Annotated in this window: 13 protein-coding genes; 4 read left to right on the top strand and 9 right to left on the bottom strand. The window is 65.1% G+C overall.

The window, feature by feature from the left end:
• The 4 genes from HYH08_RS09255 to HYH08_RS09240 are packed head-to-tail and all read right to left on the bottom strand — an operon-like array spanning position 1 to position 3,692.
• A complete protein-coding gene (locus HYH08_RS09255; RefSeq protein WP_220009466.1) occupies positions 1–903 on the bottom strand; it encodes an NAD(P)-dependent oxidoreductase in 903 nt (300 codons plus the stop codon).
• On the bottom strand, positions 900–2,288 hold the full coding sequence (locus HYH08_RS09250; RefSeq protein WP_220009465.1) for an amidohydrolase family protein: 1,389 nt from the start codon (positions 2,286–2,288) through the stop codon (positions 900–902). The genes HYH08_RS09255 and HYH08_RS09250 overlap by 4 nt, the downstream gene beginning before the upstream one ends.
• A 4-nt stretch (positions 2,289–2,292) precedes the next feature.
• On the bottom strand, positions 2,293–3,372 hold the full coding sequence (locus HYH08_RS09245) for a maleylacetate reductase (protein ID WP_220009464.1): 1,080 nt from the start codon (positions 3,370–3,372) through the stop codon (positions 2,293–2,295).
• On the bottom strand, positions 3,369–3,692 hold the full coding sequence (locus tag HYH08_RS09240) for a Dabb family protein (RefSeq protein WP_220009463.1): 324 nt from the start codon (positions 3,690–3,692) through the stop codon (positions 3,369–3,371). The genes HYH08_RS09245 and HYH08_RS09240 overlap by 4 nt, the downstream gene beginning before the upstream one ends.
• A 107-nt stretch (positions 3,693–3,799) precedes the next feature.
• Here HYH08_RS09240 and HYH08_RS09235 point away from each other — a divergent pair, with 107 nt between their 5' ends.
• A complete protein-coding gene (locus HYH08_RS09235; RefSeq protein WP_220009462.1) occupies positions 3,800–4,723 on the top strand; it encodes a LysR family transcriptional regulator in 924 nt (307 codons plus the stop codon).
• A gap of 54 nt (positions 4,724–4,777) precedes the next feature.
• On the opposite strand, the gene HYH08_RS09230 is transcribed toward HYH08_RS09235, so the two are convergent.
• The 4 genes from HYH08_RS09230 to HYH08_RS09215 are packed head-to-tail and all read right to left on the bottom strand — an operon-like array spanning position 4,778 to position 7,908.
• Entirely contained in the window at positions 4,778–5,392 is a 615-nt protein-coding gene (locus HYH08_RS09230; protein WP_220009461.1) for a HupE/UreJ family protein, read from the bottom strand.
• Entirely contained in the window at positions 5,389–5,994 is a 606-nt protein-coding gene (locus HYH08_RS09225) for a HupE/UreJ family protein (RefSeq protein WP_220009460.1), read from the bottom strand. Before HYH08_RS09225 ends, HYH08_RS09230 begins: the two co-directional genes overlap by 4 nt.
• Before the next feature lie 16 nt (positions 5,995–6,010).
• Entirely contained in the window at positions 6,011–7,003 is a 993-nt protein-coding gene (locus HYH08_RS09220; protein WP_220009459.1) for a HupE/UreJ family protein, read from the bottom strand.
• On the bottom strand, positions 7,000–7,908 hold the full coding sequence (locus HYH08_RS09215) for a peptidylprolyl isomerase (protein WP_228747695.1): 909 nt from the start codon (positions 7,906–7,908) through the stop codon (positions 7,000–7,002). Before HYH08_RS09215 ends, HYH08_RS09220 begins: the two co-directional genes overlap by 4 nt.
• Before the next feature lie 286 nt (positions 7,909–8,194).
• Here HYH08_RS09215 and HYH08_RS09210 point away from each other — a divergent pair, with 286 nt between their 5' ends.
• The 3 genes from HYH08_RS09210 (at position 8,195) to HYH08_RS09200 (ending at position 11,370) form a co-directional block, all read left to right on the top strand.
• A complete protein-coding gene (locus HYH08_RS09210; RefSeq protein WP_220009458.1) occupies positions 8,195–10,213 on the top strand; it encodes a hypothetical protein in 2,019 nt (672 codons plus the stop codon).
• 90 nt (positions 10,214–10,303) lie between these two features.
• On the top strand, positions 10,304–10,645 hold the full coding sequence (locus tag HYH08_RS09205; protein WP_220009457.1) for a hypothetical protein: 342 nt from the start codon (positions 10,304–10,306) through the stop codon (positions 10,643–10,645).
• Between the two features lie 101 nt (positions 10,646–10,746).
• Entirely contained in the window at positions 10,747–11,370 is a 624-nt protein-coding gene (locus tag HYH08_RS09200; protein ID WP_220009456.1) for a putative 2OG-Fe(II) oxygenase, read from the top strand.
• A 9-nt stretch (positions 11,371–11,379) separates the two neighbouring features.
• On the opposite strand, the gene HYH08_RS09195 is transcribed toward HYH08_RS09200, so the two are convergent.
• Positions 11,380–14,013 (bottom strand): spermidine synthase, encoded by a 2,634-nt coding sequence (locus tag HYH08_RS09195; RefSeq protein ID WP_228747693.1) that lies wholly within the window; start codon positions 14,011–14,013, stop codon positions 11,380–11,382.
• Positions 14,014–14,058 lie beyond the last annotated feature (45 nt).

Here is a 14,058-nt window from a genome sequence, read left to right as displayed (position 1 = left end):
TCAGAGTTTGGGCTCGCCAAGCCCGGACAGACGCTCCACATGCTTGACGGTCGCGATGAAGTCGGTGTCGCCGTCGCCCTGCGCGACCAGCGAGCCATAGGTCTCGCGTACTTGCGCTGCGAGCTGCAACGGCACGCCGACGGCGTGGCCGGCGCCGAGGATGAGGTCGAGGTCCTTGGCCATCTGCTTGCATGAAAAGGTGGACTCGAAGTCACGTGTCCGCAGCGGCGCGGTCTTGTATTTCACCATGGGCGAAGCCACCGCGCTGTCGTCGAGCACTTTCAAAATATCCTGCCAGGCGATGCCGCCCTTGCGCGCCAGCGCCAGGCTCTCCGCCATCATGGCGGCCGACACGGCGATCATTAGATTGACCGAGAGTTTTGCGTAACGCGCTTCCTCATCTGGCCCGAGATAGGTCTGGGCGCGGGTGAAGGCAGAGAACAGCGGCTTCGCGTTCTCGAAAGCGTCCTTCGGGCCTGAGACGAAGCAAGTCAGGGCGCCGGTGTGAACGATGCTGGCATTGCCGGAGACCGGTGAGCGCAGATAGGCGATGCCGCGCGCCTGCGCGGCGGCCGCAACTTCGCTGGAAGCTTCGACACTGACGGTGCTGGTCTCGATCAGAACCGCTCCGGGCGACATCGCGACGATCAGACCCGACGGGCCGAGCAGCGCACCGCGTAACGCACCATCATCGGGCAAAGAGGTGACAACCGCAGCCTTGCCGCTCACGGCCTCGGCCGGCGAAGCGGCAATCGCAATGCCCTGCGCGAGCGCCTCGCTGATCCGTGCAGCGCTCTGGTCGAACGCGGCCACGGCGTAACCGGCCTTGGCGACCAGCACCGACATCGGCAGACCCATCTTGCCGATCCCGATGAATGCGACGTTTTTCGAAATGTCTGTCATTGCTGTTGTCCTTCGGACGCCTGGGCGGCGCGTTCTTGTCGTTCGATGTCTTGCACCAGCCGCCGGCCGGATTGCGCCAGCGCTTCTTTCTTTGCTTCCAAGCCCTCGACCAGCAGCCGCCCGTTCCGCTTCTTCCAGCTGCCGCCGATCATGACCGCCTCGATATTGGCAAGGCTCGTCTGCATCACGACGGTTGCGACCGGATCGTGCACCGGATGGAGATTGAGATCGGAGGCGTTGATGACGACGAGGTCGGCCAGCTTGCCCGGCGTTAGCGAACCGATCTGACTCTCGCGGCCGAGCATGCGGGCGCCTTCCGTCGTGATCCAGCGCAACGCCTCGCGCACCGGGATCGTGGTCGTCGCCGGAATGGCCCCACTCACTTTGCGTGACTCGGCATTGTCGAGTGCGCGCTGCATCGACAGCGCGACTCGCGCGACAGAGAGCAGATCGCCGGCCAAAACTGATTCGAGATCAATCCCGATCGTAGGCCGCACGCCGCGCTTGAGCAGCCGGCCCGTAATTGGAAAGCCATGGCCCTGGATCATCTCGTTCTCGGGCGTCACCGAGAAAGAGACGCCGAGCTCGACCATTTTGTCGAGCAGGTCGTCAGGCAGGTCGTTGCCATGGACGATGTTGACGCCGGCACCGACGAGGCCGGCCTCGATCAGCTTTTCCCATCCGCCGGGCGTCTTGGCCGGGCCACCGCCCTGATGCATCGATGCAATCAGGTCGAACTCGCGCGCCAGGCGGAAATCATGCATGGCGACGTCGAGCGTCGAATAATGCGGACCAAGAATGGCGAGCCCGAGCGTGACGAGGCCGTCGCGGTCGGCGAGGGAACCGGCCAGCAGACGCTCGATCTCGCGGCGTGGATGCGGCACTTCCGAGAAATGCGGCTCGCCGGGTTTAGGTTCTGGTTTAGGCGAGCCGTGAAAGAACGCGGCGCGGATGCCGCTCTCGATCAGGCCGCGTACGGCGGCATCGGTGTGCGCAGGCGTCGGGTTGTTGTGGCACCAGTCGACCAGCGTGGTGGTGCCGCAATTGATCTGGTTCAGCGCACCGACGAGGGTGGCGATATGGATGTCCTCAGGCCGGAACACAGTGGCGAGGCCCGCATGCATGCGGCGGAAATACTCCAGCAGCGTCCAGTTCGCGGCGTAGCCGCGCAGGGCCGTCTGCCAGGTGTGCATGTGCGCATTGATCAGGCCGGGGATCACGATGCGACCCGTGCCGTCGACGATCTCCGTGTCGGCTGCGACGTCGATCGATGGGCGCACGTCTGCTATGCGGTCGCCCTCGACCAGCACGTCGCCGGTGCCGAGGTCGCCGATTGCGTCATCCATGGTGATGACGGTGGCGGATCTGATCAGCGTGCGCCGCATCGCGTCACGCCGCTGTCTTGATGACGCCTGGCGGCTCGCCGGCCCAGGCGCGTGCTATCAGGTCGCGGATGGCATTGCGCTCGAGCGGGCGCGGATTCCAGTAGGCGTTGGTGACGGCAAGATCGGCCGCCTTGTCGATACCGCTCTCGGGCATGCCGACATCGCGCAATGCGACCTTCGCGCCCAGCCGCTTGGCGAGGTCATAGAGTCCCTGCGATGCATCGGCCGCGCCGATCGCGCGCGAGATGCGTGCCATCGCATCCGGCACCGCCGGGGCGTTATAGGCCAGCGCGTGGGGCAGCACGATGGTGTGGGTTTCCGCATGCGGCAAATCAAAAGTGCCGCCGAGCGTGTGGCAGAGCTTGTGGTGCAGCGCCATGCCGACGGTGCCGAGGCAGACGCCGCACAGCCAGGCGCCATAGAGGGCCTCAGTGCGGGCCTCGCGATCGTCACTTCTGGCCGCAATCGCGGGCAGGGCGCGGGCGAGCGCGCGAATGCCTTCTTCAGCCATCAGCGACGTCACGGGATTGGTGTCGCGCGCGTACAGCCCCTCCACTGCATGCGCGATCGCGTTGATGCCCGATGTTGCCGCGAGACTCGCCGGCAGCGTCAAGGTGAGATCGACATCGTAGATCACGGTCTCCGGCAGCACGGCCGCGTCGCGCACCGTGGTCTTCAACCCGTTCTCGGTCTGGCCGACGATCGGCGTCATCTCCGAGCCGGCATAGGTGGTGGGAATGCAGAGCTGGTTGACGCCCGTGCGCAAGGCCAGCGCCTTGCCAAGGCCGGTGGTCGAGCCGCCGCCGAGCGAGACGACGCAATCGGCTTCGCATGCTTTCATGGCCGCGAGCGCGCGCTCGGTGACCTCGACCGGCGTGTGCATGGTGGCGCCGGGAAAGATGCCGGCATAGAGCGGGCCGAGCGCAGCACCGAGGCTCTTGCCCTGCGCCTCCTGCTGCGGCGTCGTCAGCACCAGCGCGCGCGTGCCGCCGAGCCGCTCGATCTCGGCCTTGGCGCTAGCCAAGGTTCCGCTGCCGAACACGACACGGCAAGGCAGGTTTTCAAAGGTGAACGAACCGATCATGCGCCGGTCTCTTTGATGGGATAATCGACCTGGAAGCGCCCGATCCGCAAGTCGCCGAGCGCCTCGCGCACGCGCAAATGTTCGGGGTGAGTGGCATAGGCGCTGAGCGCCGCCTGGTCGGTGAACTCGGAGAACAGCACGACGTCGCAGGCGTAATCGACATCGCTGACGTCCACGCCGACTTCGATATGGGTGAGGCCGTCGATCCGGCCGCGCAGGCCTTCGAACAGGGTTTTGACCTTGACCCGGGCCGCGGAGCGCTCCTCTTGGGTCTCCCCGCGCAGCCGCCACATCACGATGTGCCTGATCGGGCCCGACATTTCCTGATTTCCTCGCCTGGTATTCTGTTTGGTTAGGCTGATTTTGCCTTGCAGAAATCGGAAATAAAGGCCAAAAATCGTAAGTCTCTTTTCCTATTTCAGCAACAATGGACCGGCTGCTCCAACTCGAAGTCTTCTCCAAAACCGCTGAGCTCGGCAGCCTGTCCAAAGCCGCTGAAATGCTGCGGATGTCGAATGCGGCCGCCAGCCGCCATCTCAGCGCATTGGAGGAGCGGCTCGCGGTCCGGCTGATCGAGCGCAACACGCGCCGGCAATGGCTGACTGAGGCGGGGCAGGAGCTGTTGCAGCGCTGCAGCACGCTGCTCAACGAACTCGCAGAAGCCGAGGACGCCGTCTCTGATCGCGCGCTGTCGCCGAAGGGCATGCTGCGGGTGACGAGTTCGCTGTCCTTCGCGATGATCTATCTTGCACCGATGCTGCCGGCGTTCCGCGCGCTCTATCCTGATTTGAGCGTGCAGATCATCAGCGCCAACCGCTATCTCGATTTCATCGAGGCCGGCATCGACGTTGCGATCCGCACCCGCGAGCACGAGCCGGATTCCAACATCGTCGTGCGCCGCATCGGCCAGATGCACCGTGTGCTTGCGGCCTCGCCCGCCTATCTGGAGAAACACGGCCGGCCGGAGCACCCCGCCGATCTCGCCCGCCACAACATGCTGATCTACAACCTCGCCAACGATCCCTATTCGCTGCGGCTGAGCCAGGGCAGCACGACGCAGACGATCCGGATCGCGCCTACGCTCGACAGCAATGACGGCCAGATCATCTGCGGCGCCGCGCGCGCAGGGCTCGGCATCCTGATCCAGCCGCTTTACATCGTGCAGAACGATATCGCGGCTGGCCGGCTGGTGCCCGTGCTCCAGGGCTGGGAGCTGCCGCTGCTCACCATGAACATCGCCTACCAGAATCGTGTCCGGCTGCCCGCCAAGATCAGGGTCTTCTCCGACTTCCTCGTCAACCACATCCGCGAGCATTCGGAGCCGGGGATCTGGATTGACGCGGCGAAGTGAGCGGCATTTCGAGCTGCGATGGCTTCCATCCGAGGCGAGGTGCTTGGCCCGCCCTCACGATGCCAGCGCAAGGCTCGCCATCATCAGGCCGATGGCCGCGATCCAGCCTCCGAGCGCACGAACGGCGATGGCTCGCCACGACGTTGCGCTGTCCGAGGCCCGCTTGAACACGACGGTCAGCGCCATCGTCAGCGTGATGGATCCGTAGCCGACATAGGCCAATCCCGCCGCATACAGCAGCCGGTCGGTCTCGGGCCCGAGTTCGGCGCCGTTCGCTGCGCCCCGGATGATGGCGACGGCGAAGGCAATTGCGCACAGCAGGAGCGTTGGAACTTGCGCGGCTGCCGCGAGCAGCATGCCGATCGCCAGCATCATGGTCGCGTCCGCGAGCTCCGTCGAAACGTTGCCCAAAAGGGGCCCGAGCGGCAAGCCGACCAGCAGTCCAACCGGAAACACCGGGATGAGCCAGCGTCCCTTGGAGGCACCGAGCGTGCCGGCCAGCACGCCGGTCGCGATCCAGAGAACGACGTCCTGAAGATCGGTCAGGGGGTGCGATGCGCCCATGTAGAAATCGCCGAGGCGCGCGGCGACGATATGTGCATCGGCTGCGCTCGTGCCGATCAGCAGGATCGCTGCCGCCATCAGGGCCCGCACAGATTTCTGTTTCATGCGGCGGCTCCGAGGCCTTGCGCAAGGAAGTAGCAGCCGATCCCGGCGATACCGGCGCCAAGTCCCTGGATGATGCGTTCGCCGGCCGGCCAGCGCGTCAGCGTGCCGATTGCGATGCCGCACAGATGCAGGAGGCCGGTCGCGGTGACGAAGCCGACGCCGTAGGCCAGCGCATTCGCCGCACGGGGAAGCTCGGCCCCATGCGCATGACCGTGGAAGATCGCGAAGATCGCAACGACGAGGGCGGCGGCGGCAAAGGGCAGGCGCAGCCGGGCGGCAACAGCAACGCCCAGGATCACGGCCGAGACGGCAATCATCACCTCCGGCATCGGCAGCGGCACATGCAGCACGCCAAGCACGCCGCCGACCGCCATGACCAGCGGGAAGGTGATCGGCAGGATCCAGATTGCGGGCGCGCCGAGCTGCGCGCCCCAGATTCCGACGGCCACCATCGCAACCAGATGGTCGATGCCGGTGACCGGATGAAGCAGGCCGCTGACGAGGCCTCCGGCCACGCCAGCCTGCTCGTGCGCGAAAGCCGGCTGCATCAGCGCGAACGAAACAATCGCGGCGGTGAGGGCTCGGGAGACATGTAAGAACATCGTGAGGGAATCTCGCTCAGATCGCCGCGAGCACGCGCGCAAGACGGCCGAAGAACCAGAACATCGACACCGACCCGATGAGGTAGGCCGGAACGGCCTCGCCCCAGCGCGGCACAACGGCACCAAGCCGTCGATGCGCCCAAATCAATGCGAGCACGAGCAGCACGAAGGCAAGCTGTCCGATCTCGACGCCGATGTTGAAGAACAGCAGCGCTGCGGGAAGCAGCCGGCGTTCGAGTCCAAGTCCGGCCAGCGCGCCGGCGAAGCCGATGCCGTGAACCAAGCCGAAGGTGAAGGCGACGATCCAGGGATAGCGGGCGGTGAGTCCGGTCTCGCCGCGCTGCTGCTTGATGATTTCCACGCCGACGAACGCGATGCTCAGTGCGATACAGGCGTTGAGCGGGCGTTCCGGCACGCCGATCAGGCCGAAGGCTGTCGCGGCAAGCGAGGCGCTGTGTCCGATGGTGAAGGCCGTGATCGTCTTCACCAGACGCCAGCCTCCGCCGACGATCCAGATCAGGCCCAGCACGAACAGCAAATGATCGGCGCCGAGCAGGATGTGGTCGATTCCGTAGTTCACATAGGTCTTGGCCAGCTCAAACCATGCCTCGAGCGTCGGAGCGCCGGTGCCAAGGACGGTGGCGACGGGATTGGCCGTCGAGATCGTGTAACTGCGCGGCTCGCCCTCGATCGGAATCACTTTGATCAGGACGACAGACATGTTGGAGCCGAGATTGGAGATGGTGATCGGACCGACCAGCCCCTTCTGGCCGCAGTTCATCTCAGGCAGGCGGAGAAAGCAGTGGGGCGGCATCCGCAGATCGATTCGCGATGCGCCGATCGAGGGCTCGATGCTCCAACGGCCGACGAAGGCGCCGGGACGGACCTCGCGGAATTCAATCACGCCCATCGCCGCTTCATGCGCATTGAGCGCCGAAGGCCGAATGAGCGCCGCCAGAGCCAGCGTCAAGCCTAGCAGCGCCAATCGCAGATATCGGATCGCGCTCACGGCTCGTACCGCACTTGATAGGATGCCTTGAGCCGCTTGACGGCTTCCCAGGCCAGCTTGCGGGTCTCTTCGGTATGCCAGATCCTGGCGGCGTCATCCCGTACCTTGTCGAGGCTGGCAAGATTTCCCGGCCGCCGCGAATCCAGCCGGGCGACGTGCCAGCCGTCCTTGGATTGCAGCAGCTTCCATTGCCCTTCCGGCATGGCGAGCAGTCCGTCACGGAAATCTTCGCCGAAGGATGCTGCGAGACTTGCGACCGGCCGGGCGAGGATGGCACGCGTGAGATTTTGCAGCTCCTCGGATTCGCGCTGCTGGACGATGTCGTCGAGCTGACGCTGTGCCGTGGCCTGATCCGTCGGCGGGGTGATGTAGAACGACACGCGTTCGGGCTCGTCGAAGCGGGCATGATTTTCCGCAAACCACGCCTTCAGCTGTTCGTCCGTGGGACGCGGGACGCGGATCTGGTCGAAAATCAGCAATTGCATCTTGTAGGCGACCCTGTCGCGGATCGTCTCGTCGCCGCGGTCCACGCCGAGCGTCTTGCCCTCGCGGTAGAGAATCTCGCTGGCGACCCAGCTGTCGATCATCTTCTGGAGCTGCTCGCCGGACGGAGCGCGCTCCTTGTCCTCATCGAAATTGTCGATGAAGGACTGGCGCATCGCCTTGGTCACAGTGATGACCTTCTCGTCATTGGCGGGCGGATGCAATATGGCGTCGGCGCCGAAGATGATCGCGCCGAGCAAGGTGAAGTGCAGCAATGGTTCGCGCGCGAGCCGCGCGATCGTGGAGACGAGAGAACGAGAAGGCTCCGTCTTGCCACGGGCGGCGTTGGCGTCCGGATCCGAGTCTCCGATGCGCGATGTCGCAAAGGATTGCACTTCAACTGGTGTAGCTGGCATTGACATGCGGTTGTCACAAATTCTCGCGGCACGGCGCGTCGTTTCGCGCAGCAGAGCATTTCGTCTGCCGTCGTCTATCGCTCACACGGCGCGAGAAAATGCAATGGACAAATGCAAGAGACAAGATGCCGCACGGACAATGCGGGCCTGCGACGGCCGAACATAAATCCTTCACGAAGCTGTATCGGAACTCTGGTCACTATCGCGCCGCGCAGGGAGGCCGCTCGCGCGGTTGGGCAAATGGTGTTCGTCTCTGCTGTCTCGCGATATCCGACTTGAATGAGGGCGATAGATGTTTCCATCTAGCAAAACGATCCTGTTGACCGCCGCATCGGCATCCCTGGCGCTGACTCAGAGCGCGACGGCCGAGGAGTTCGGTCGCGGTGAGCGCCGCGGCAATCCGTACGTCGCCGGCGACATGCACAATCACAATACCTGCACGGACGGTTCGGTAGCCGCCGGCTACACGATCGACCGCGCGGTCGGACGCGGCACAGCGTCTGCCGGTGGCAACAATTTCGATCTTGACTGGTTCACGCTCGGCAACCATGGCGGTTCCGGTAACCGCGACTGCCGCTTCAGCGACTCCAGCGCCAATCTTCCGGGTCAGACCACGACGACCTGGAGCCAGACGCTCGGCCAGACCATCGACGGAATCACGATCTCCAGCCTGAAGGGCACCCCGAACGGCACTGGCACCGGCGCGCAGATGTGGCGCTGGCAATCGATCCGCGAGATCGAATATCCGACCATCGTCGATCGTTCGGCGAAGTACGACAAGGTGCTGATCGAAGGTCTCGAGTGGATCGCGCCAGGCCATGAACACGTCGACGTCGCCGTCATCACCGGTCAGCATCCGCTGCATCCGCGGAAGGGGGCGGGCAACGCGGACAAGATGGCGGAATTCGAATACCGGTTCGACCGCGCCGACACGGATGCGATCGGTCCCGTCATCGACGCCGGCGGCAACCAGCTCTGGCCGGGCAAGGACAACGTCAACAACACGGGCACGGCGGGCCACCAGAAGGCGCTGACGGGCGTCAAGTGGCTGCAAGCGAACTATCCGCTGCAATCCTACATCATCCCGACTCACACCGAACGTCAGGGGCCGTTCAGCGCGACCGCCAATAAGGGCTACAACATCGAGCACTTCCGCGACTTCAACAATGCGGGCCCGACGGTTGCGTTCGGCATCGAATCGCCCGGCCACTTCGCCGAGGGCGGAACCAGCGGCGGTTCCGGCTCGTACACCGCCAATGCCGTCGGTGGCGGCACCTACGGCATGAGTGGCATCTACACGGCCAAGGTCGGCGGCCTCTGGGACGGACTGCTTGGCGAGGGCCGCAACTTCTTCATGTATGTGAGCTCCGACTGGCACAGCCGTGGTGCGGGCGGAGCGCGCGACTCGTTCACGACGGCCGACTTCATCCCGGGCGAGTACACCAAGCTGTATGTTCCGAACGCGGGGCGGTTCTCGTCGCAGCACGTCATCGACGGCATGCGTTCGGGCAACTCCTACTCGGTCAATGCCGACCTGATCGGTCCGGATCTGGTGTTCCGCGCCAAGACGCGTGGCGACGACTGGAAGACCATGGGCGAGACGCTGGTCGTCCATCCCGGCGAGAAGATCACGGTCGAGATGGAGTTGACCGTTCCGAAAGAGAACAACAGCCCCTATACATTCGACAACCCGCTGCTGGTGCCGGTGGGGATCAAGCAGCCGCTCAACAAGCCAAGGCTCGACCACGTCGATCTGATTACCGGTCAGATCACCGGCGTCGTTGCGCCTGACGCGCCCAATTATGCGGTGGCGAATGCCGCGGGCACGGCCGGCGCGGCGATCGTGTACAATCCGTCAGCGATCATCGCACGGCAGATCTCCGCCGAGCAGATGAAGCGCGAGCATCACGGAGACCGCGACGGCGTGCGCCTGAAGTTCACGACGACGTTCGTCGCGGGCACCAAGCCGTTCTACATCCGTGCGCGCGGAACCAACATTCCGAACGGCACTCCGAACGTCTCCGACACCGCCGGAAACCCGCTGCTCGACGCCAATAATGCGCAGGTCAGCTGCACCGATCCGGCGTGCCCGGCGCATCTGGAGACCGTGAATGGCGCCAAGAAGGTGACCCACGACGTTCAGGCCTATTCGAACGTCTGGTTCTACGCCAACCCGATCTTCATCAGGCCGGAACATTCGCCGAAGCTCCTGGTCGAGACCAACGCCGAGCTCGCGCGCCGACTCGGACAGCGGGCCGACAACGATCACGACCACGATCATGACCATGACGGCCATCACGACCACCACTGACGTGATGTGATTCATCCGGCGGGGCGCTCCGATCGGTGCGTCCTGCCGCACTCGTTCTGAAGTGGGCGGCTCTCGCCCGACACGACTGACATGAACCTGTTTCGTATCACCTTCTGCGCACTCAGCCTTCTCGCCGGCCTCGGCAGCGTCGCGGCCGCTCCCGATGTGGCCGTGCCTGCCTCGGACGAGCCGACGAGGGAGCAATGCGACGCTGCGGTCGCGCAGGCGCGTGCATTGGCGGCGGCATTACCGGTCGACCACCTCTCGCGCTACTTCGCCGAACGGCACCTTCATCAGGCGATGGCCGAAGCCGGCAACGGCGAGTTGGACGAGTGCGTGGACATGGCCGCGCGTGCTTCTGACGAGGTGCGCGAACGGCGCCACGAGCTGCGGCCCGGCGAGACGCTGAAAGTGCTTGGACCCGACGAGTAGCAGGACCCGGGAATTCTGGAGATCCTGTATGTTGTCATCGCAGCGTCATCCTTGCCCGGGCATTGTCTGCCCGCGTTTCAAGAACAGGTAGCCGTTGCGACATGGATCAGATCGAGCCGCTTTTTCCAATTCCCCTGCTGCGCTCGCCCGGGCTGCTGCCGCCGTCGTTGAACGAAGCCGCCGTGGCGGCGATCCGGAACACCCGGATCGAAGGTAATCTGCGTTCGGGCCAGCTCTTCCATACCGAGGTGGCCGACCCCAGGGACAACGAGCTGTTTCGCCAGATCGCGGAGCTGACCGTTCCCAAGCTGGTCGATTTCGGCGTCCTTCTGTTCGGCGAGGAGCTGCGCTGGACCGTGAAGGAGATGTGGACCAACATGCTCGAGACCGGCGGCAACCAGACACTGCATTCGCACGCCAACAGTTTCGTCTCGGGCATCATCTATCTGACGCCCTCGCATCCGGCCTGCAAGACGGTCTTCGTGCGGCCACCGGGCGGCTTTGACTTCTCCTTCCGGCATCATACGCGGAGCGCCGCGATCGGGCCCTTCAATGCCGGCAAGTACGTGCTGCCGGAGGCCGAGCCCGGCGATCTCGTGCTGTTTCCCAGCTACCTCTACCACGAGGTGCCGAGAAATCAGGGCGAGCAGAGAATGACCATCGCCTTTAACGCCATTCCCGATCATCTCGACTGCTGGGGCTATCGCGTCAACTTTGCGCCCTGAGGCGGTCGATCACTCGTTCCGCAGGCCGAATTCACGAAGCAGCAAGTCCCTTGCCTCGCGGCGCGACGGCGCGGCTTCGTTGATCTTGCGCAGCAGGCGAGCGGCGGCCGCACGGTCCGAGCCGAGCAGGGACCGCGCCATCCCCATCAGCGGCCCATAAGCGGGATCGAACTCCTGGCTCAGGCGCAACGCGTCGATGAGGCCAGGGGAGGCCGCCTCGATCAGCGCGGCTCCGCGCGGATCGCCCGGCAGGGCCGCGCCGGCTTCGAGAAAGCGGTTGCGCGCCGCCCAATAGGCGTTGAGGCGCGCGCCCAGCTGCTCGCGTTCGGTTGCGCGCGTGAGCAGCTCGTTCGGATCGGAGCGGATATCTTTCGTGACGGCAAGCAGCAAGGACCATGGCGCTGCCGTGAGCGCGCGAACGTTTCGCCGCGCATCGAAGGTCACGAACGGAAAATCATCCGTGTTGCGCGGGCCATCGCCTGCAAAGGCGGCGAGAGCCTGCGGGCCTGCCACATACTGGCCGAGCAGATCGAGCGGTGTCTCGAACCCGAACGGGCGAGCGACTGATGCGGTCGCGGAATCACGAAGCCGCGCGGCCAGCGCCTCGGTATCGAGGGGGCGCCCATTCCGCGTTCCAAGGAGCGCAAGCATTGGTGTGCGGACACTGTAGTGATTGAGCCAGGCCGAGCCGTCGGGATAGATGTCGAGAAAGCCACGGACGATCGTACGCAAGGACGGAAGATCGAGCTGGTACAATGGGAGCCATTGGCAGAAAATTCCGCCGGGCGCTAGGCGGCGTTTGATGGCCTCGAAATGCTCGACCGTATAGAGCGCCCCGCTGCCGTCGAGTGCGGGATGAAACAGGTCGGCGATGATCACATCGTGCTGGCCCGTATCCGCTGCGACGTAGCGGCGGGCATCCGCCACGGTCACAAGCGGCCTCGATGCCGGAGCCGGATTGACGAACCAGGGCAGCAGCTCCATCACTTCGCGGGAGAGCTCGACGCCGCGAACGCTGATACCAGGCATTTGCGCCCCGCCGACCATGGTGGCGCCGGTGCCGATGCCCAGGAACAGAGCGTCGCGCGGGGCCTCGTGAAGCAACAGCGGCAACATCGCTTGCCGGTAGTCGGAGCGTGTCGAGCTCGTGCCGCCCATGCGGAAATGGCCGTTGATCTCAAGATAGCGCGTGCCTGCGGCGTCGTCGACGACGCTGGCCGTCGCCATCGGTCCTTCACGAACCGCGAGCAGCGCGCCACCTGCTGGCACGCGCGTCAACGATGGCGCTGGATTGAGCCACAGGAGAAGCGCGGCGACTGCGGGTGCGGCGGACCACAGCAGCGCCGATCGCCCAGGCGGCAGCAGCAGCAGATAGCCGAGCGCAACGGCAAGCAGGGCCGTCCACGCTCCAAGGCCGGGAATCAGGAGTTGCGCCGCCACCAACGGTGCAATGCAGGCGCCAAGGCTGTTGATGCCGACCGCCGTTCCGACCGAGCCGCGGTGGTCGCTGACCCGTTGCGCCAGCAGACCGAACAATGCGCCCATCGCGGTCGCAGGCAGCAGGAACAGTGCGATCGCCACCGCCAGTTCGCCGTAGACATCCGCAAAGGCTACAATCTCGACCAGGCGGCGCGCATAGGGCGCCAGCACCGCGGTTGCGATGCAGGCGAACGCCGTCGCGGCGAGGAGGCCGCGGAGATTTCCATCATTCGCGTCTCGCCCGCTCCGCTGCCACAGCAGGCTCCCCGCTGCGGTGCCGAGTAGATAGGCGGCCAGCAGTCCGGCGAATGTGTAGACGGTATCCTCCATCACCTGCGCGGCGAGCCGGACCACGAGCACCTCGAAGATGATTCCCAGCAGCCCCGTCGCGAACAGGGTGATGGTGAGCCGCAGGTCGCGAATTCGTTCCGGCCGCCGTTCCTCGACGCCGGCTTTGGTCGCCGCCGGTCCGAGCGCAAGCGCGGCCAAGGCGCAGAACGCGTTGACGCCAACGAGGCAGAGCAGCGTTCCCGAAAATCCGAGCGCCGGGATTAAAAGGAATGTCGAGGCGAGCGTGCCGGCCAGAGCTCCGGCCGTATTCGCCCCGTAGACACCGGCCGTGACGCGGCCCGCACCACGCGCTTGTCGCGTCATCCGTTCAAGGGCGGCGAGGGTCCCGCCCATGGCCATCGTCGCCGGCAGCAGCACGAGGGTCGGCAGCGCCAGGCTGCCGGCCCAGAGCAGGGCAGCAGATGGTTCGGTGCCGAGCAGGGGAGGCAGCGCCCGACCGGCTGCGGGCAGCAGCCGGACGCTGATCAGGCCCCAAACCGCGATGACGGCTTCCAGCGTTGCATAGACGCGCCATGGCGATGTCGAGCGGCGGATCAGCCGATCGAGGGCGAACGCGCCCAGTGCCAGACCGCCGAAAAACCCGGCAAGGACTCCGAGCACGGCCATCATCTCGGTGCCGAGCGTGAGGCTTAGCTGGCGCGTCCACACGATCTCGTAGCCGAGGCCCGCAAAGCCGGACGCCGTCACGATCGGCACGAGCGCCCCGGCGCGGCTCGCCGCCTGGCGCGCGCGCACCGCTGCAGCCTCGTCCGGAACTACGCCCGCGAACCGGTCCGCCGAGGCGATCGCGATACCGTCCGGCTTGGATTGCATTTCCATCACTCCTGCTCCGACACGACCGGCCGCGCGATCGAGCCG

The sequence above is a fragment of the Bradyrhizobium sp. BR 10289 genome, from assembly GCF_019455385.1.
Lineage (GTDB): Bacteria > Pseudomonadota > Alphaproteobacteria > Rhizobiales > Xanthobacteraceae > Bradyrhizobium.
This window is presented reverse-complemented; position numbering and strand designations above follow the sequence as displayed.